At 55.1% G+C, this 18,887-nt stretch carries 7 protein-coding genes; all 7 read left to right on the top strand.

Going from position 1 to position 18,887, the window contains the following annotated elements; translation table 11 throughout:
- Positions 1 to 6 precede the first annotated feature (6 nt).
- The 7 genes from N7V53_RS05835 to N7V53_RS05805 all read left to right on the top strand — a co-directional run bounded on the left by N7V53_RS05835 (position 7) and on the right by N7V53_RS05805 (position 18,774).
- Positions 7 to 14,673, top strand: coding sequence for a hemagglutinin repeat-containing protein (locus tag N7V53_RS05835; protein ID WP_279792620.1), 14,667 nt, complete (start codon positions 7 to 9; stop codon positions 14,671 to 14,673).
- A 4-nt stretch (positions 14,674 to 14,677) separates the two neighbouring features.
- Complete coding sequence (locus N7V53_RS05830) at positions 14,678 to 15,031, top strand: hypothetical protein (RefSeq protein ID WP_279792619.1); 354 nt, start codon at positions 14,678 to 14,680, stop codon at positions 15,029 to 15,031.
- A 908-nt stretch (positions 15,032 to 15,939) separates the two neighbouring features.
- Positions 15,940 to 16,311, top strand: coding sequence for a papain-like cysteine protease family protein (locus N7V53_RS05825; protein ID WP_279792618.1), 372 nt, complete (start codon positions 15,940 to 15,942; stop codon positions 16,309 to 16,311).
- The gene (locus tag N7V53_RS05820) at positions 16,286 to 16,573 is read left to right on the top strand and encodes a hypothetical protein (protein WP_279792617.1); all 288 of its coding nucleotides are present in this window, start codon (positions 16,286 to 16,288) and stop codon (positions 16,571 to 16,573) included. The genes N7V53_RS05825 and N7V53_RS05820 overlap by 26 nt, the downstream gene beginning before the upstream one ends.
- Positions 16,574 to 17,035: 462 nt before the next feature.
- Positions 17,036 to 17,518: an immunity 42 family protein gene (locus tag N7V53_RS05815; RefSeq protein ID WP_279792616.1), complete on the top strand. Its 483-nt coding sequence runs from the start codon at positions 17,036 to 17,038 to the stop codon at positions 17,516 to 17,518.
- Positions 17,519 to 17,576: 58 nt separating this feature from the next.
- Positions 17,577 to 17,927 (top strand): ribonuclease toxin immunity protein CdiI, encoded by a 351-nt coding sequence (gene cdiI / locus N7V53_RS05810; RefSeq protein WP_279792614.1) that lies wholly within the window; start codon positions 17,577 to 17,579, stop codon positions 17,925 to 17,927.
- 451 nt (positions 17,928 to 18,378) lie between these two features.
- Positions 18,379 to 18,774, top strand: coding sequence for an SMI1/KNR4 family protein (locus tag N7V53_RS05805; protein ID WP_279792612.1), 396 nt, complete (start codon positions 18,379 to 18,381; stop codon positions 18,772 to 18,774).
- Positions 18,775 to 18,887 lie beyond the last annotated feature (113 nt).

The raw sequence follows: 18,887 nt of genomic DNA, 5'->3' as shown, positions 1-18,887 counted from the left end.
AAGGCAATGGATACTGTCAAACCTGTTCGTTTCTCACAACGCGCGCTGAGCTGGCTGATCATCAGCCTGCTGGTCTGGCAGCCCGTTGCGCCTTCCTTTGCCGCGGCCATCACGCCGAATAGCCCGGCCACCATGGACAAGGCCGCCAATGGCGTGCCGGTGGTTAATATCGCCACGCCTAACGGCGCGGGTATTTCCCATAACCAGTTCAAAGATTACAACGTAGGTGCCGAGGGGTTAATCCTCAATAACGCCACCGGTCAGCTTACGCAGACGCAGCTGGGCGGGCTTGTCCAGAACAACCCGAACCTGCGCGCAGGCCAGGAAGCGCGCGGCATTATCAACGAAGTCACCGGCGGCAGCCGTTCCCAGTTGCAGGGTTATACCGAAGTAGCCGGGAAAGCGGCGAATGTGATGGTCGCCAACCCGTATGGCATCACCTGTAATGGCTGCGGCTTTATCAACACGCCGAATGCAACGCTCACAACCGGTAAACCGCAGTTTGACGCGGCGGGCAACCTCTCTGCGCTGGAGGTGAGAAAAGGCACCATTACGGTGGAAGGGAAGGGGCTGGACGCCAGCGCGAGCGATGCGCTGTCGCTGATCTCGCGCGCCACCGAAATGAACGCCGCGATCCATGCGAAAGCGTTAACGGTAACCGCAGGCGCTAACCGTGTCGATGCCAGCGGAAACGCCACACCGATTGCTGGCGAAGGCGCGGCCCCGGTCGTGGCGGTAGATACCGGCGCACTCGGCGGCATGTATGCCAACCGTATTCATCTGGTCTCGACCGAAAAAGGCGTCGGGGTGAACCTCGGCAACCTGGCCGCGCGGCAGGGCGATATCCGGCTTGATGCCAACGGGAAAATGGTCATCCGGGAGAGTGTCGCCAGCGGATCGTTAACCGCGAGCGGCGAGAGTGTGACGCTGAACGGCAGCCACCAGACGGGCGGCAATATGATCATTGCCGGGACGCAGGCGGTGGCCCTGAACGGCAACCAGGTGGCGAAAGGGACGCTGGAGGTTAAGGCAAATAGCCTTACCCACAGCGGAACCTCTACGGCGAATCGCATCGCGTTGACCGGCCAGCAGACGCTTACCAACAGCGGCTCGCTGGTGGCGGAAGAGCTGGCGCTGGGTGCGTCGCACATTACCAACAGCGGGAAACTTCAGGGCACCCAGGCTCTGAATCTCAACACCACTCAACTGGATAACCTGGCGAGCGGCACGCTTTACTCCGCGCAGGATCTTTCTCTTACGCTGCCGCAACTCAACAACCAGGGCACGGTGCAGGGGCGCTCACTCAACCTGACCGGCGATGTGCTGCACAACAGCGGCACGTTGCTGTCGCAAAGCAATACGCAACTGAAGATCGGGCAACTGGATAACCAGGGAACCATCGCAGCAAAACAGCAACTCACCGCCGAAACCAGCTGGCTGAATAACGGCCAGAGTGGGCAGTTGCAAAGCAACGGTAATATCCGGCTCGGCGCTGATAATGCAGTGCTGAACGGCACTCAGCAGGCGAACGGGGCGCTGGAGGTTACGGCGAACACGCTCCAGCACACCGGCAAATCCAGCGCCAGCGCGATCAACCTCAATGCCCGTGACACCCTGACCAACAGTGGTTCGCTAGTGGCGAATAACCTGACTCTCGGCGCGGCGCACATCCGCAACAGCGGGCAGGTTCAGGGCACCGACGCGTTGAACCTGAATACCAGCCAGCTGGATAACCAGGCCAGCGGCACGCTCTATTCAACAAAAGATCTCAACTTTACCCTGCCACAGCTGAACAACCAGGGCACGGTTCAGGGGCGGTCGCTGCGTATCACCGGCGACGTGCTGAAAAATGAGGGCACGCTGCTTGCCGATACCGGCCTGTGGCTGAAGGCACGGCAACTGGAAAACCAGGGCAGCATCGCGGCGAAAGGCCAGCTCACCGCCAGCGCGACTGAGCTTAATAACCGCGGGCGTCTGGAAAGCAAGGGGCGTGTAGATCTCAGCGCGGATAACGCGACGCTTGGCGGAACGCAAATGGCGCAGGACGCGCTGAGCGTGACGGCGAAAACCCTTAACCACAGCGGGCAGACCAGCGCGGCTGCCGTTGCCATAACGGCGTCAGATAGCATCAACAACAGCGGATCGCTGGTGGCGAATAACCTCGCGCTGCATGCCGCGCAGATTAACAACACCGCGCAGATTCAGGGCACCCAGGCGCTCAATTTGCAGGCGGATCGGCTGGAGAACCAGGCGACCGGCACGATCTACACCGCCCGCGATCTGATCCTCAACATTCCACAGCTGCACAACAGCGGCACCATCCAGGGGCTGTCGCTCAGCACGACGGGCGATGTGCTGCAAAACGAGGGCACGCTGCTTGCCGATACCGGCCTGTGGCTACGAGCCGGGCAGCTCGACAACCGGGGTAACATTGCTGCAAAAGGCCAGTTAACCGCTAACGCTGCACGGCTAACCAACGCCGGACGTCTGGAAAGCAAGAGCCGCATGGATCTCAGTGCGGATGAGGCGACGCTGAGCGGGACGCAAATCGCGCAGGATATGCTTAATGTGACGGCGAAAACGCTCGACCACAGCGGGCAGAGCAGTGCGGCGGCTGTCACTCTGACGGCGACAGATAGCATCAACAACAGCGGAGAGACGAGCGGAGCCGCTGTCGCCCTGACGGCGAAAGATAATATCAACAACAGCGGGACCTTGATCGCGGATAACCTCGCGCTGCATGCCGCGCAGGTTAGCAATAGCGGGCAGGTTCAGGGGACGCAGGCTCTTAATTTGCAGGCGGATCGGCTGGAGAACCAGGCGACCGGCACGATCTACACCGCCGGGGATCTGATCCTTAACATTCCGCAGCTGCACAACAGCGGCACGATTCAGGGGCTGTCGCTTAATGCCACCAGCGATGTACTGCAAAACGAGGGCAAGCTGCTTGCCGATACCGGGCTGGTGCTAAACGCGCAGCAACTGGAAAACCGCGGTAACGTGGCGGCAAAAGGTGCCCTGAATGCCAGCGCCGGGCGGTTGAACAACCAGGGAATGATGCAGGGGCTGACGCTCGGCATTGCCGGTGATGTGCTGGAAAACAGCGGGACGCTGCAAGGCAAAACCCTCGATATGCGCGGCGATCAGGTGCGCAACAGCGGCATGCTGGTCGCGGATGACGCGCTGCGTATTGATGCCGGTTCCCTGACGACAACCGCTGACTCCACGCTCAACAGCAAGGGTGGCCTCCAGCTTTCAGTAAAACGTGACGCCTCTTTGCAAGGGCAGCTCAACGCCGACAAATCGTTGCAGGTTGAGGCAGGCACGCTGACCAGCACCGCCCAACTGCAAAGCGGCGGCAAGATGGCGATCGCCGCCGACAGCGCCACGCTTAACGGCGCGCAGTGGGCGAAAGGGGCGCTGGAGGTGAAGGCCAACACCCTGAACCACGGCGGCAGAACGAGCGCGGGAAGTATCGCGCTCACCGCGCAGGATGGGCTGACCAACAGCGGCACGCTGATTTCGGATAGCCTGGCGCTGAACGCACAGCAGATCGCCAACCGTGGTCTGCTCCAGGGCACCCAGGCGCTGAACCTGAAAACCGGACAACTGGATAACGAGACCGGCGGCTCGATCTATTCGGTGCAGAGCCTGCTGTTAAATATTCCTCATCTCAATAACCTCGGCACCATTCAGGCGCTCTCCCTGGGCTTCACCGGCGATACGTTACGCAACGACGGTGAGTTGACCTTTACTTCCGACGCGCTGCTGCGCGCCAACACGCTGGACAACCACGGCGCGATCACCGCCAAAGGGCGCTTAACCACTGAAGGCGCAACGCTTGATAACAGCGGCTCGCTTGAAGGCCAGACGCTGGCGATCGCCGCTGATACGCTGCGCAACAGCGGCTCAACCTTGTCTGCGGGTGATACGCAGCTTCGCGCCGGGCTGCTGGATAACCGCGCAATGATGGCGGCAAAAGGCCAGCTAACGGCCGATAGCCAGACGCTTATCAACAGCGGCACTTTGCAGGGGCAGACGCTGGATATCGGCGGCGACGCCATACAAAACAGCGGCACGCTGAACGCAGCGGGCGCGGCGCAGATCCGCGGCGGAGAGGTAACTAACAGCGGTGCGGTGGCGGCAAAAGGCCAGCTCACCGCCAGTGTCACGGCGCTTAACAACAGCGGTACGGTACAGGGACAGGCCCTTGATCTCACTGGCAATCGGATGCAAAACAGCGGCACGCTGGCATCCGATGGCGCACTGCGCGTGCAGGCCGGAACGCTCGCCAGCAGCGCGGGCTCCACCATTACCGGTATCGGCAATGTGGCGCTGCGTGCACAAAAGCGGGCCGATCTCGACGGGCAGGTTAACGCTGGCGGTGCGCTTACTGTTCACGCCGGGACGCTGAGCAGCCAGCAACAGGCGCAGTTGCAGAGCGGGGGCGATATGACCCTCGATGCGGACAGCGTCACGCTAAACGGGACGCAGGCGGTAAAAGGCGCGCTGGATGTTAAAGCCAATTCGCTGAGCCACGGCGGCAAGTCCAGCGCGGCTGGCATCAATTTAAACGTACAAAACACGCTGGCGAATAGCGGCACGCTGGTTGCCGACACTCTTGCAATGAACGGCGGGCAGATTCACAACAGCGGCCTGTTGCAGGGCACACGCGTACTCGATCTTCAGGCCGGCAAGCTGGATAACCTCTCCGGCGGGACGATCTACTCCACGCAGGGCTTCACCCTCGCCATCCCTGAATTAACCAACAGCGGTCTGATCACCACCGATGGCGATCTGCAGATTGGTGGCAACACGCTGGTAAATGACGGCGAGATCAATGGCGTCAGCCTCTCCAGTGATTACCGAAACCTGACCAACGCCGCCAGCGGGCGTCTGCTGGCCGACAAAAACCTCACCTTTAATTCAGCCAATATCGTGAACGATGGGCTGGTCTCGGCAGATACCGGCAGCGTGACGGCGGAGAGCCTGGAGAACCGCGGTGAGCTGACTGCCACCTCGCTGCTGCTGACGCTCACGCGGCAGGCGATAAACCACGATAACGGGCGCATTATCGGCGAGAACGGGTTGACGCTCAGCTCACCGACGCTGCTTAACCAGGGCCTGATGGCAGGTAACACCCTGACGCTGAAGCAGGGCGATATTACCAACAGTGGAACGTTGCAGGGCACGAACGGCCTGACGGCAACTGGCACCAGCCTGACCAATGAGCAGGGCGGCGTCGTGCTGAGCAATGGCGCCGTCACCGTTAAAAATGGCCGCCTGGTCAATGCCGGCCAGTTGCAGGGCGATACGCTGGATTTAGCCACCGGCGAGTGGCTCAACAGCGGCACCGCGCTGGGCAAAAATGGCCTGAATGCCGAAGTTAGCGGCAAAATGGAAAACCAGGGGCGCATCATCAGCCAGCAGGCAATGACGTTCCAGGCGGCAGGCAGCGAGAATGACGGCACGCTGATGGCTAAAGCGCTCGCCCTGCACGGCGATGTGCGCAACAGCGGGTTGATTCAGGGCAGCGACACGCTCGCCTGGGATGGAACCTCGCTGGTGAATGCGGCCAGTGGTCAGCTTCTGAGCGGCAACGGCCTTACGCTTAATGGCAGCACGCTGGATAACCAGGGGCAGATGCAGGGCCGCACCGTTACTGCAACCGCCGACAATATGCACAACGGCGGCACCCTGCAGGCGCAGGACGATCTTAACGCCACCCTCAGCGGCAAGCTGGATAACCAGGGGCAGATGCTGAGCCAGGGCGCGGCGGATATTCGCACTGCGCAAACCCAAAACGGCGGCAAACTGGCGGCAAAAGTACTGCGGCTTACCGCGCCTGAACTGACCAACACCGGCCTGTTGCAGGGCAACGATGCCCTGACGCTCAGCACCCTTAACCTGCTGAATGGCAGCAAGGGTCAACTGGTCAGCGGCAACGCGCTGGCGCTGAATCTCGATCGGCTGGAGAACCAGGGGCAGCTCTATGTTAACGGCGGGCTGACCCTGAACGCGCTCACGCTGGTTAACGGGGGCAGCGTGGAGTCTGATGCTCTCGACGCCACACTGCGCGGCACGCTGACCAACAGCGGAACTCTGCTTGCCCATCAGGACGCGGTGCTGCGTGGCGATACACAGACCAACAGCGGTGACATCGCCGCTCAGTCACTGACCCTTGAGGGCAGAGCGCTCAGCAATAGCGGGCTGATGCAGGGAACGCACGGGCTGCAGGCCACGGCGGATACGCTACTCAATAATGCGGGCGGCCGTTTGCTCTCCGGCGATGCCATGACGCTCAATGCCGGCAAGCTGGAAAATGGCGGAACTGTGCAGGGTGGCACCGTCTCGTTAAACGGTTCTAGCCTGAATAACCGCGGACTGGTTAACGGCTTGCAAGGGCTGACCGGGGTTTATGGCGCAGATCTCATCAATGACGGGCAACTGGTCAGCGGCGGCGCGACCGGTTTACGCGCGCAAACCCTGACGAACAGCGGACGCATCACCGGCAATACCCTGACGTTAACGGGCCCAAGTCTGCACAACAACGGCTTGTGGCAGGGCAATAATGGCCTGGCGGTGAGCGGTGACACGCTGACTACCGGCGCAGGATCGCGCACCCTGAGCGGCGGCATGTTGACGCTGGATGGCGGATCGCTCACCACGCTTGGGACGTTGCAGGGCAGCCGGGTCAATGTGGCAGCCGATAACTGGACGCTCGGCGGCTCGCTGCTGAGCCAGGGTGAGTTGACGGCCAGGGTTGGCGACACGCTGGCCTTGTCCGGCTCGTTAACCAGCCAGGGTGGAATGAATGTACGCGCCCAGACGCTGAATAACGACGGGCAGATGCTGAGCGCTGGTGATATCACGCTGAGCGGCCAGTCGCTGACCAACACCGGTATGCTTCAGGGCAACAGCCTGGCGGCACATGAGAGCCGTATTACCAACACCGGCAAACTGATCGGGCTGAAAGGCCTGCAACTGGATAACCGTCAACCCGCTGTCACCACACTGGCGCGCATGGCGCTGGTGGCACCGGCGCTTGAGCTGAGCAACGGCGCAACGGGATCGTTACTCACTCAGGGCACGCTCGATATTACCGCCGGGACGGTGCGTAACGCCGGGAGCTGGCAAGGGAACCGGGTACTTTTGGCTGCCCAGTCGCTGGAAAATGGCGGTGCGGTGCAGAGTGCCGGGGCGCTGGACCTGACGCTTACGGGCAATCTCAACTCCACGGCGGGCAGTAAAATTACCGCCATGGGCGCGGCGGCGTTGCAGGCGCTCTCGCTTACCAACCAGGGGCAGTGGGCGGCAGCTACCCTTACGCTGAAGGGGAATACCCTTGATAACAGCGGCGCCATCAGCGGGCGCGACGGTGCGACCGCGACGCTCAACGGCGCATTCACCCAGCAGGCGCGAGGCACATTCGCCAGCAACGGTGCGCTTGGCCTTACCGCCGCCACCGTGGGCAACCAGGGCAAAATCCAGGGCGGTGATCTTACGCTTACGGCGGGCTCGCTGACCAACAATGCGGGTGCCGAACTGGTGAGCGCCAGAGGGCTAACGCTTACCGCGCCATCGTTGTTCAACTATGGGCTGATTCAGGGCGCGGGCGAAAGCCGCATTGAGAGCACCGCACAGGCAATAAATGCGGGCAAACTCCTCTCCGGCGCGCGTCTGACCTTAACCACCCCGCAATACAGCGGCGCGGGCTGGTTACAGGCCACCAATCTGATCCTCAATGCCGCCAATAACGCTGGCACCGGGACGCTGCTTGCCGACCAGATGACACTGACCGGCAACACCTTTACCAATCAGGGCACCACCCAGGCCAACAACCTGGCGCTGAATTACGCCCAGCTCACCAACAACGGCACGCTGCTGGGGAATAGCCAGTTGACGGTCAATGCCTCACAAGTGAATCAGTCTGCCAGCGGCAAGCTCTTCAGCGGCGGCGATCTGTTTGTTGGCGCAACCGGCATGAATGCGCTGGGGCAGGTGGTTGCGCTGGGCAACCTGACGCTGCAACTCGCCGATGCCTTTACCGCTAAAACGGCGCTGGCGGCGGGCAGGAATCTGAACATCAGCAGCAATGGCGCAATTGATAACCAGTCTGTGATGCAGGGCCAGGCGGTCAACCTGAGCGCAGGCGGGCAGCTGACGAACAACGGGCAAATCACCACCGGCAACGGCAGCAGCACCCTAAGCGGCAGCACGATTGTGCTGAATGGCAATGGCTCCCTGCAGGGCGGCGGTGATGTGACGCTGTTAAGCCGCGGCGGGATCGCAGTAAACGGCTTTACCGGCACCCGCGGTAGCCTGACGCTCAGCGCACCGGGAAGCATTGTTAACACCGCGCTGCTCTACGCGGCGAATAACCTGGCGCTCTATGCGAACAGTATCACCAACCAGCGCGGCGATATGCTGGCAGGAAATAACCTGTCGATGCAGCGTGATGCGGCGGGGAATGCAAATAGTGAAGTCGTTAACACGTCAGGGAATATTGAGACGCAGAACGGTGATATCACCATCAGAACCGGGCATCTGCTGAATCAGCGGGATGGTATCCAGATTGGTGAACCTACCACCATCGCTCTGACTGGAACATATTCTTGGTTAACGGAAACGAATGCCAATGTCCCTCTTGATTACTTAGGCGCGGAAAAAATTGAATATATCTTGATACCTTGTCCTAGCGGTGCTGCGAGCAGTTGCCGTGCAGGATTTCCGGTTGTTACGGATACCCCGTCAAGTCTTTATAGCAGACCTATAGAGTCTGCAAGAACGCTAGATATAGCTGTCAGTAAAACAGTCGCTACTGCAACAAGTAACGGCAGCGCAGCTCGAATCCAGGCAGCAAAAAATGTGAATATTACTGCTGCCGATCTTGAAAACAACGCAAGTTTTATTATTGCTTCCGCCAACGCAAATTTAGTTGGTAGTACCCTAAATAATCGTTCTTGGTTTCCTGGTGAATCGACCACATACAGGACATTTAAATATCTATTCTCTAGAAATACCAAGACATTTTATTATGAGGCGCAGCCCGGCCTGAAAGTTGTAAATTCTGAAGGTTCTAATCCGTTACGCGCCGTTATCCAGGCCGGTGGTAATGTAACCGCTAACTTTAGTAGCAATATCAGTAACGAAACTACCACCTCCAACGCGGGTGGTGTGAGTGGTACGATTACCGCTCCTGCACTGAATACCCTGAGCAACCAGGGTATTGGCGGTAGCGTGGCAAAACAGGCGCTTGCCGCAGGTTCTGCATCCGTTAACTCGCCGCAGTGGCAGGATCAGCTACAAAACGCGCTGCAGCAGATTAACGGCGGCGGTTCGCTGGACAATGGCACAACGGCCGGAACAGCGCTGAGCACCGTCAGCGGTCAGCAAAAAGGCAGTGTCAGCCTCGGTAATGCAGGAAGCCTGGCCAGTGCCAATGTTACCCAGGCCGCGCTGAAAAATATCGCTAACAGCGGCCCCGGTCAGCACCAGGGGAAAACCGTTGATACCAGCGCCTATCCGCTACCAACGGGTAGTAACGGCTACTTCGTGGTGTCGACTAACCCGAAAAGCCCCTATCTCATTACCCTCAACCCAAAACTCGATGGGCTGGGTGATTTAGATCCGGCGCTGTTCGGCGATCTGAATGCATTGCTGGGGCTGTCGCCTTCGGCCTCCGCGCCCGGCTTTAACACCGCGAACCTGCCGGCCGGGGTTAACCCTGCGGCGAAGCCCGCCGGGCAGAACTCTTCCGGGTTACCTGGCGGCATTACGCCAGTCAGCCAGGTCAATGGCCCGTCGCTACCGCAGGGAATGACGCCGTCGGAGGGCGTGAAGCTTGTCAGTGCGCCTGGTGGTATCGCCGGGGCTGGCGTATCAACGCCTGATTTGGCAGGCAACCCGCTCTTCGTCCAGGCTGGCATGACCACACTGGTTGCGCCGCGCGAGACCAATCCAAAGTATACCGACGAGAAGCTGTTCCTCGGTTCAGCCTACATGCTGGATCGCATCAACCTGAAACCGGATTACGACTACCGTTTCCTCGGTGATGCTGCATTTGATACGCGTTATGTCAGCAATGCCATGCTGAACCAGACCGGTAACCGCTACCTGAACGGTATCGGCTCCGATCTGGAGCAGATGCGCTACCTGATGGATAACGCCGCCAACGCGAAGCAATCCCTGGGGCTGCAGTTTGGTATCGCGCTCACCGCCGATCAGATTGCGGCGCTGGACCACAGCATCCTGTGGTGGGAGCGCGCGACCATCGGCGGCGAAACGGTGATGATCCCGAAACTTTACCTCTCGCCAAAAGATGTCACCGTTAATAACGGCAGCGTTATTGCCGGGAATAACGTCACTATTAATGGCGGCAAGGTCACCAACAGCGGCAGCACGCTGCTGGCGCGCAACGATCTCAGCGTTAATAGCGCCTCGCAGATTATCAACACCAACGATGCATTGCTGAAAGCGGGCGGCAATGTCGATCTCAGCGCCGTTGGCGATATCAACAACATCAGCTCTGCCATCAGTGGCAAAACGGTAGCGCTTGAGAGCCTCGACGGCAGCATCAACAACATCACTCTGGCCGACCAGTTTGCGCTCAATGGGCAGGGCAAGGGCGGCACGATAAGCCTGAAGGACACTACCCTTGGCAGCATCGCCAGCATTACGGCGCTGGATGGCTTATCACTCAATGCCGGAAAAGATATCACGCTCACCGGCTCTACCCTGGCGGCAGGTGGCGACCTGCGGATGGACGCGGGCGGCAATATCGCCGTCAACGCCATTGAAATTAACGATGCTTACAGCCAGTCCGGCTTCAGGCGGCAAACACCGACCAGCCGGTCCACCGTGAGCTATCAGGGCAGCGGCATCACGGCGGGCGGATCGCTCTCCATGCAGGCAGGCGAAGATTTAACGCTGACCGCAAGTGATGTTCGTGCAGGGAAAGATGCTTCGCTTGCCGCAGGCAATGACCTCAACCTGAATGCGCAGCAGACCAGCCAGAACAGCCGTAACGGCAACAGCGAAAATCATAGCACCGGGCTTGATCGCACCACCGTCAGTGCGGGCGGTAACCTGATCCTCACCGCCGGGCAGGATATCCATTCCCAGGCCGCCGGGCTGGCAGCAGAGCAGCAGGTCGGGATGCAGGCCGGTCGCGATGTCGATCTACAAGCCGCAGAGACGACGCAGGGCGACAGTTATAAAGCCCGCAAAAAAACCGTTATCAACGAGCAGGTACGCCAGCAGGGTACGGAGATTGCCAGCGGCGCGGGCACGACGATTATCGCCGGGCGCGATATGAATGCCGAAGCGGCGCAGGTGACAGCGCAGGGCGATATTGGCGTGCAGGCCGGGCGTGACATCAACCTGACGACCGCCACCGAGAGCGATTACCACTACCAGGAACAAACCAAAACCAAGAAAGGGTTCCTGAAAAAAACCACCACGCACACCATCTCTGAGCAGAGCGCGACGCGCGAGTCCGGCACGTTGCTGAGCGGCGATAACATCACCCTCAAATCCGGCAATGACCTGCTGGTGAAAGGCTCGAATGTGGTGGGTGATGGCAATGTAGCGCTGAGTGCCGGTCACGATGTCAATATTGAGGCCGCCACCAACACGGATTCGAACTGGCAGTTCAAAGAGAAGAAAAAGAGCGGCCTGATGGGCTCCGGCGGGATTGGTTTCACCATCGGTACCAGTAAAACCACGCAGGATCTGAAAGAGAAGGGCACCACCCAGAGCCAGAGCATGAGCGCCATTGGCAGCAATGGCGGCAGCGTCGCGATTAACGCGGGCGAGCAACTGCACGTGGGCGGCGCAGATCTGGTGGCGAAAAAGGATCTCTCCCTTTCCGGCGACAGCGTGGTTGTCGAGCCTGGCCGTGACAAACGCGTCAGTGACCAAACGTTCAAGCAGAAGAGCAGCGGCCTGACGGTGGCGCTCTCCGGCGCGGTCGGCGATGCGGTGAACACGGCGGCGACCACCGCCATGGAAGCCAAAGATCAGAGCGACGGACGACTGGCCGCATTGCAGGCCACCAAAGCGGCGCTTTCCGGCATTCAGGCCGGGCAGGCGAGCCGCCTGGCAGATGCTGTCAGCGGCGGCGACATGACGAAGAACGGTGCGTTCGGCGTGATGGCCTCCATCGGTGGGCAGTCGTCGAAATCCACCTCCCACTCGGAGCAGGAGACCAATACCGGCAGCACGCTTAATGCCGGGAACGATCTCACTATTACCGCCAGCGGCAAAGGGCAGGCGGCGAACAGCGGCGATATTGCTATTGCGGGCAGCCAGCTGAAAGCCGGGAAAGATCTCACCCTCGATGCCGCGCGGGACATCACCCTCACGGGCGCGGCAGATACGCAGAAAACCAGCGGCAGCAACTCCAGCAAGGGCGGCTCCCTTGGCGTCGGCATCACTGCCGGAAAAGATGGCGCAGGATTTACCGTTTCCGCCAGCGGCAACGCCGCGAAGGGCGGCGAGAAAGGTAACGGCACCACCTGGAAGGAGAGCACGCTGGATGCCGGGCAAAATGTCAGCCTGAGCAGCGGGCGCGACACCCTGTTGCAGGGCGCGCAGGTTAATGGTGACAAGGTGACGGCGGATGTTGGCCGAGACCTGACGCTGAGCAGCCTGCAGGACAGCGATAACTACAACAGCAAGCAGCAGAGCGTCAGCGGCGGGCTGAATTACACCTTCGGCAGCGGAGCGGGTGGCAGCTTCAGCTACAGCCGCGACAAGATGAAGAGCAACTACGACTCGGTGCAGGAGCAGACGGGTATCTTCGCTGGCAAAGGTGGTTTCGATGTTACGGTCGGCAACCATACGCAGCTGGATGGCGCAGTGCTTGCCAGCCGCGCAGAGGCCGACAAAAACCGGCTCGACACCGGTACGCTTGGCTTCACGGATATCGCCAACAAAGCGGATTACAAAGCCGAACACGTCGGCGGTGGGTTCAGCACCGGGGGAAGCATTGCCGGTAATGTGATCGGCAATATGGCGAGCAACATGCTGACCGGGCTCGGCGGTAGCGGGCATGCCGAAGGCACCACGCAATCGGCGGTGGCTGACGGTACGGTGATTGTGCGCGATACCGCGAATCAGCAGCAGGATGTCGGTACGCTGAGCCGCGACACGGAACATGCCAACGGCAGCATCGACCCGATATTTAACAAGGAAAAAGAGCAACGGCGGCTGCAAACGGCACAGCTGATTGGCGAGATTGGCAGCCAGGTCTCGGATGTTGTGCGCACCGACGCGAAGATCACCGCGACGGAAAACGCCAAAGCCAGCATGCAACACGCGGATGAGAAAGACCGCGCGGCAGCCATCAGCCTGCTGCAGAAGGCAGGGAAACCGGTTACTGATGAGGCCATCAGTGACCAGATGTACCAGACCTTCTATAACCGTGAGTTTGCGAAAACACAACAGGGCACAGGCGGCAGCGCTCAGCGTGCCATCACTGCCACAACCGCCGCAGTGCAGGCGCTTGCGGGAGGCGATCTCAAATCAGCGATTGCCGGTGGCGCCGCACCTTACCTGGCGAATGAGATCGCCAGGTTAATTCCCGAAACAGATTGGCAAGCACGCGTGCTGGCGCACGCCGTGGTGAATGCCGCGCTGGCAGCGGCGAGCAAAAAAGATGCAGCGACCGCAGCGGCAGGAGCCGCCACCGGCGAACTGGCAGGGATAATTGCCGTTGATGCGTACCATAAAACCGTTGGTGAACTGAGCGAGGAAGAGAAACAGACCGTTTCCGCACTGGCAACGCTGGCATCCGGCCTTGCCGGTGGCCTGGTGGGCGACAGCAGCGCAAGTGTGGTGGCAGCGGCGCAGGCCGGGAAAACGACGGTTGAGAATAATCATCTCAGCCAGCAACAGCAGCAAAGCCGCAGTGAAGAGCTTACTGCCTGCGGCGGTGATGCCTCCTGTAAAGTCAATGCCCGCGACAAATATGCCAAAGAGTTTGACAAGGTGCAGGAGCAGATAAACAACTGCTCAAGCGCAGATCAGTGCGTTGCCCTTGCTAAGGAAATGAAGCAATGGAAAGCGGATAACACTGCCCGGCTTGATGAACTGTCGTCAAAAGCCCGCAACAATGGTGTTGACTCGCTGACACCGGCTGAAGTGCAGGAATGGGCTAATCTGCGAGGTGCTCAGTCTAACTTCGACGGTTCGATCAATACGCTGATTTACCGCGCGCAAATGCTAGGCGGTTCAGAAGAAACTACGACTGAACTTACAAATATTTTTGGGCATGCGGCGATAGCGAATGCGGCCGTTGCTGCGGGTGGGATTAGTAAGGGGGGGAAAGGTAATGCTCAGAGTTCAGTTAATGTGGCTAATGACTTTACCAAGTCCCCTCAGTCTATCTGGGGCCGTTCGACCGATGATATAGTTAAAGATTTTCAAGCATCTGGTTATCAGGTCAATGTGAGACAATCTACGCGAGGCTCTGGACAGGCAACAATTATTGAAGTTAAGGGGCATCCTGAGATCAGCCAGATCCAATATCATCCGGGAGGAGGAAGGCACGGTGGTAGCTATTATAAGGTCTCAACTACAACGCAAGGTACGATCAAAGTTGTAGATCCTGGCTCTTATAAGCCAAGTCCTGGGGAAAAGGCCACGATCATAAATAGACCTAAAGAGTAGGTATATGAATAAATTTAAATGGGTTGCTCAAGCATTCTCTCAACCATATGAAATACAAAAGAACTTATTCCCTGAGTTCGTAAATGCTGCCGATCAATTAGCTGTTGAGTGGGAAATAGCCTTGGATCAAATGGATGACTCGAGACTAACGAACATTCAGAGACAGATGATTAAGGAGCTGGATGATTATATGTTATCAATTAGTGGGGCTGATAATGTTAAGTACTGGAACGACGATGCACTCTGTCACAGTCAGGAATGGGAAAAAATGAGAGTCCAGGCAAAAGCTATCCTGGATGTAATGGGATGGGATCACTCGATCCCGCCTGAAAGTGGGGTTATATATATAGGTGAGTAGTAAATCCCCGCCCTCAAAAGCCGGGATTTTAACTTTTAACGGTCGCTCTTCAACTGTGGCTCAATAATAAGCCGTCCCTTCACAGCGGTGACCACCCCGCCTGCCCGGTGCTGAATCCCAGCACCTCCTGCCTGCGACCTTTAAAAGTGAGCAGCGGTAGCGGGTTCTACTGACCCGGTTGGGCCGGTAACCGACCCTATAACAGTGCGCTTGCGGTTCGCGGACGGTGGTTGTGGTGGAGGATGCTGTTGTGACTTGGTATCGCGTTCAGCCATGATTGGCTCCGTAACAGTTATCGGGTGCAGGGCTGCTCCCGAAAGGGGATTGAGAAAAGCATATTGAATCTATAAATAATGGGAATGTTTCGATTTCTGATAAATCAGAGGGTTAAAGTAATGTTTCCTATCGGTACAAAAGAGACAATATTGTTGGACTTTATTGGCTCTTTGGGAAAATTGGAGTGGTTACATTATCAGAGCTGTATTCAAGATGAATGGATCAATGACCACTTTGAGAAGGTTGATCGTTCTAAGTATCCCCCATATTCCAGCTTCCGTTTTGAAAATGAACTTCCTGAGGTTATTTTACTTATGGAGGATGCAATTGAATCATATATAGGGAAGGTTGAATGGTGTATAACTCATCATCCCAAATAGTATGGTGCTGGGATTAATCATCGTATTTTTCCTACATTTGTTGAGAAGCTAAGGCACACTAAAAACACGCAGGACATTAATCACTATATGGAAAAATATTACCCAGACTTCGGCCCGATAGCCTATGACGATCTTGCTGGTTTAACAGAGCATATACGGTTGGTATTTAAAAAATCTGGGTATGATGTTTAAACTAAGTGTGTAAGTCACTTGATGCGTCGGCTAATTTAGTTATGTAAGTTAAGTCTCCTCATGACTTTTCTCAATACTTTGATCGACGCTGAATACTTGCCATTAATTAGGGGAATCTTTGTTGATCAAACTCAGATAGGAACTGGCCTGAAAAGTCCTGAGCAGTTAGCCAGAGATTTGAGCAAGCATAGCGGAGATAACTGGAGAGGAGGATTTGTTAGTTTTGAAGCCTATGATGGCGTGAATAAAACAGGTTCATGGGGTGCAATGATGTGGGAGCAAGGCGGTAGGATTGGACATTGGGTTGTTGTTAAAGGTACTGATAGTAAAGGAAATGTATCTATTAATGATCCATGGAAAGGCACTAGTTATAAAATGACCTATAAAGACTTTGAGGAAACCTGGAATGGAAATGCCGTCTTCAACCAGTGATTCAGTATATATAGATAATATTTTATATTCGAAAGAAGACAAGAAAGTCACCCTGTGCTTTAACTATATGAGTAGTAGAGAAATTTTTACGGCAGAAGTTAGGAGAGTTGGGGGGGTAAAATTAGTCAGTTCTGATGAGCTACATTCTTTTTTGATGGAATTTATGCCTCATGATTGTTCAGTTTTTAACAAGTTACACAAGATAATATGGGATTATATTGAAGGTGAAAAGGTAACTTTCCCTATCAAGTTGGCTCCCTAAATACCCTGGATTCCCGTTGTCACCGGGATCCTGCGGTCAGCCATCAGCCTTGGTAAGAGAGCTTATGAGGATCTTACAGCGTCCTGCCATCAGTAATGATTATGCATCAGACCGTCTATAACAGTGATTTTGAAAAAGCGTAGCAGGGGACGAGCGGCAGCCAACACCTCCATATTTGCCGCTGTACGTTAGCAATCTTTAATGTGCGATTTCAGATGGAGGAGCGCCTGAAACGGTTGAGATACATACATGTATAGAAACTTTGATTTATGCATTACAGATTTTAGTAGTGATAATGAGCCCGGGGGTTATTGGTATGATTGCGCCATCGTGGAATAGACTGAGATGTTAAGTAAATTAAAAGAGGAAGATTGGTTGTGTCTATTTTTCGACTTAGCAAATAAATCTATTTTGGCAAGCAGAGACCTGGTGATGTACCAAACAGCTTAGGGTGAAAATAAAATGATTTATGGTGATCCGTTCATTTTCGCACTTCAATTTGATGTGGTTGAAGCATTGAATGCTCCGGGGGATACGTGGAAGAATGGCCTTTTTTCATTATATATTGATGGTCAAAGACTGTTCGGTAATATTAATCCGGTTGAGTTAAAAACCACACTTGGATTTTATTCGAGTGTGCCATTGGATAAGCTTTGTGTTAATGATTCGAGTATAGATGCGCATAGTTTGTATCAAAATGCAGCGAGCTATTTTACAGGTGATGGCACAGAGCTTATTGATGGATTATTTGATATGACGTGCACTGCCATGGAAGATAATGACTGTTATCTTTACTTTATGAAAAAAAGAGAAGGTGATTTATTAATTTGGAGTTTAGATGGAGGCATGAATGTAAGTGAAAAAATTTTGCCCAAAAATACACTGAGTTGTGTTGTTAGTTTATTACAAAGGAACCCCTCGTTGTTTTCATTAGTCCCATCCTAACTTAGCAGAGTGCTTTTGGTCTTGTAAACGCGCGTTACGAAATTTTTGCGGTGGCTGAATGAATAACAAACAACTTTTCGAAGGCATAGATTATGAAAATGATCCTGAGTGGGTTATAAAAGAATTTTTTAATTCTATATATTCTCAACACAAGTTTTTATGGGCATTGCCATTTATCCTGAAAAGGTATGGATGCTGTGTTAATGAAACTGCTTGTACTTTTCCAGATTTAGATGATCCAGATCCTATGTGTCATTTTGAAGGAATTATGTTCAGTGTCTATGACGGAGAGATTATCGTACCTGAATCTGTAGTCTTTAATTACGTCAGGCTTGCATGTGAAAGATATATAAAGCTCCATCCGGATGATCAAAAAACGGTCAATGACCTGCTGATGCAAATAGACTAGAATGCCTACCCGGGAAATGGAGATAAAAATAATTTTTGGTGATCCTTATCGATTTCCAATATGGATAGAGATCCTTCCTCAATGAAGTGAAACTCATAAGAAGGGTTATTATATCGCTTGCAATCCGTTGATGTTGAATGGAAAAACGAGTTCCATGAATATTGGTTTGTCCTGGAACAAGTGTATGCAGTTTCATTATATAGAAATGAAAGTGTTAATCATGAGGATTCCTATATACAGGAGTCACTGGAAAAGCTAAGTTTTTTATTAAAAATCTAACTTTAAGTATTAATGCTTGAGCTGTTTGTTAGAAGAAAAAGAGCAGCTTTGGTCTTTGTGGCTCTTAATTAATAAAGTGAGATGAATCCATTGCTGGAGGTTTTAATAATTCGGGGTGGGTTAAATAAAAAATCTCCAACGCTTCATTCCATTCAGGGATAATAGTGAAAAAATGACTATCAGAGCTATTACGTACCATAATTATTTATACTCAGAATTCGCTTTTCCTGAAAGTTTTATCAATTACGTGTCTCAGGAAAACCTTGAGGATATCGAACCGTGGTGGCTGCTTTGCCACACACAAAGCTCTGTTGATTTTTGGTTTCAAAAAGTCAAAGAACTCTATCCTGAAAGGAAGTTAATTCCTTTTGCGAACTGGCTTTATTCTGATGATATCGCCTGCTTTGATGGTTCGGATATTTCAGGAGATCCCAAAGTCTATTATGTCCATGCCTTTGCCTCCGCAGGATGGGAAGACAGAGGTTATGTGGCTAACTTTGATGAGTGGCTAAAATCAGCTCGCCTTGACGCAACCCGTCATAAAGATGATCAGGATGACGATGAGTAACTGTCACTCCTGAATAAACTCACAGGGCACATGCTCCGTTAACTAAACTCCATTATCCCAGTCAGAGTTCACCATGTTACAAAAGAACAAGGTGATCAATTACTGCGTGAAGC

The organism is Kosakonia sp. HypNH10, assembly GCF_029850615.1.
Lineage (GTDB): Bacteria > Pseudomonadota > Gammaproteobacteria > Enterobacterales > Enterobacteriaceae > Kosakonia > Kosakonia cowanii.
Note: the sequence above shows the minus strand (reverse complement) of the source record. Positions and strands in the feature narration are given on the sequence as shown.

Excerpts from the sequence above, each read along its gene's own strand:
- N7V53_RS05835 (WP_279792620.1), top strand. The coding sequence starts at position 7 with ATGGATACTGTCAAACCTGTTCGTTTCTCACAACGCGCGCTGAGCTGG.
- N7V53_RS05825 (WP_279792618.1), top strand. The coding sequence starts at position 15,940 with ATGACTTTTCTCAATACTTTGATCGACGCTGAATACTTGCCATTAATT.
- N7V53_RS05830 (WP_279792619.1), top strand. The coding sequence starts at position 14,678 with ATGAATAAATTTAAATGGGTTGCTCAAGCATTCTCTCAACCATATGAA.
- N7V53_RS05805 (WP_279792612.1), top strand. The coding sequence starts at position 18,379 with ATGACTATCAGAGCTATTACGTACCATAATTATTTATACTCAGAATTC.
- cdiI (WP_279792614.1), top strand. The coding sequence starts at position 17,577 with ATGAATAACAAACAACTTTTCGAAGGCATAGATTATGAAAATGATCCT.
- N7V53_RS05820 (WP_279792617.1), top strand. The coding sequence starts at position 16,286 with ATGGAAATGCCGTCTTCAACCAGTGATTCAGTATATATAGATAATATT.
- N7V53_RS05815 (WP_279792616.1), top strand. The coding sequence starts at position 17,036 with ATGATTTATGGTGATCCGTTCATTTTCGCACTTCAATTTGATGTGGTT.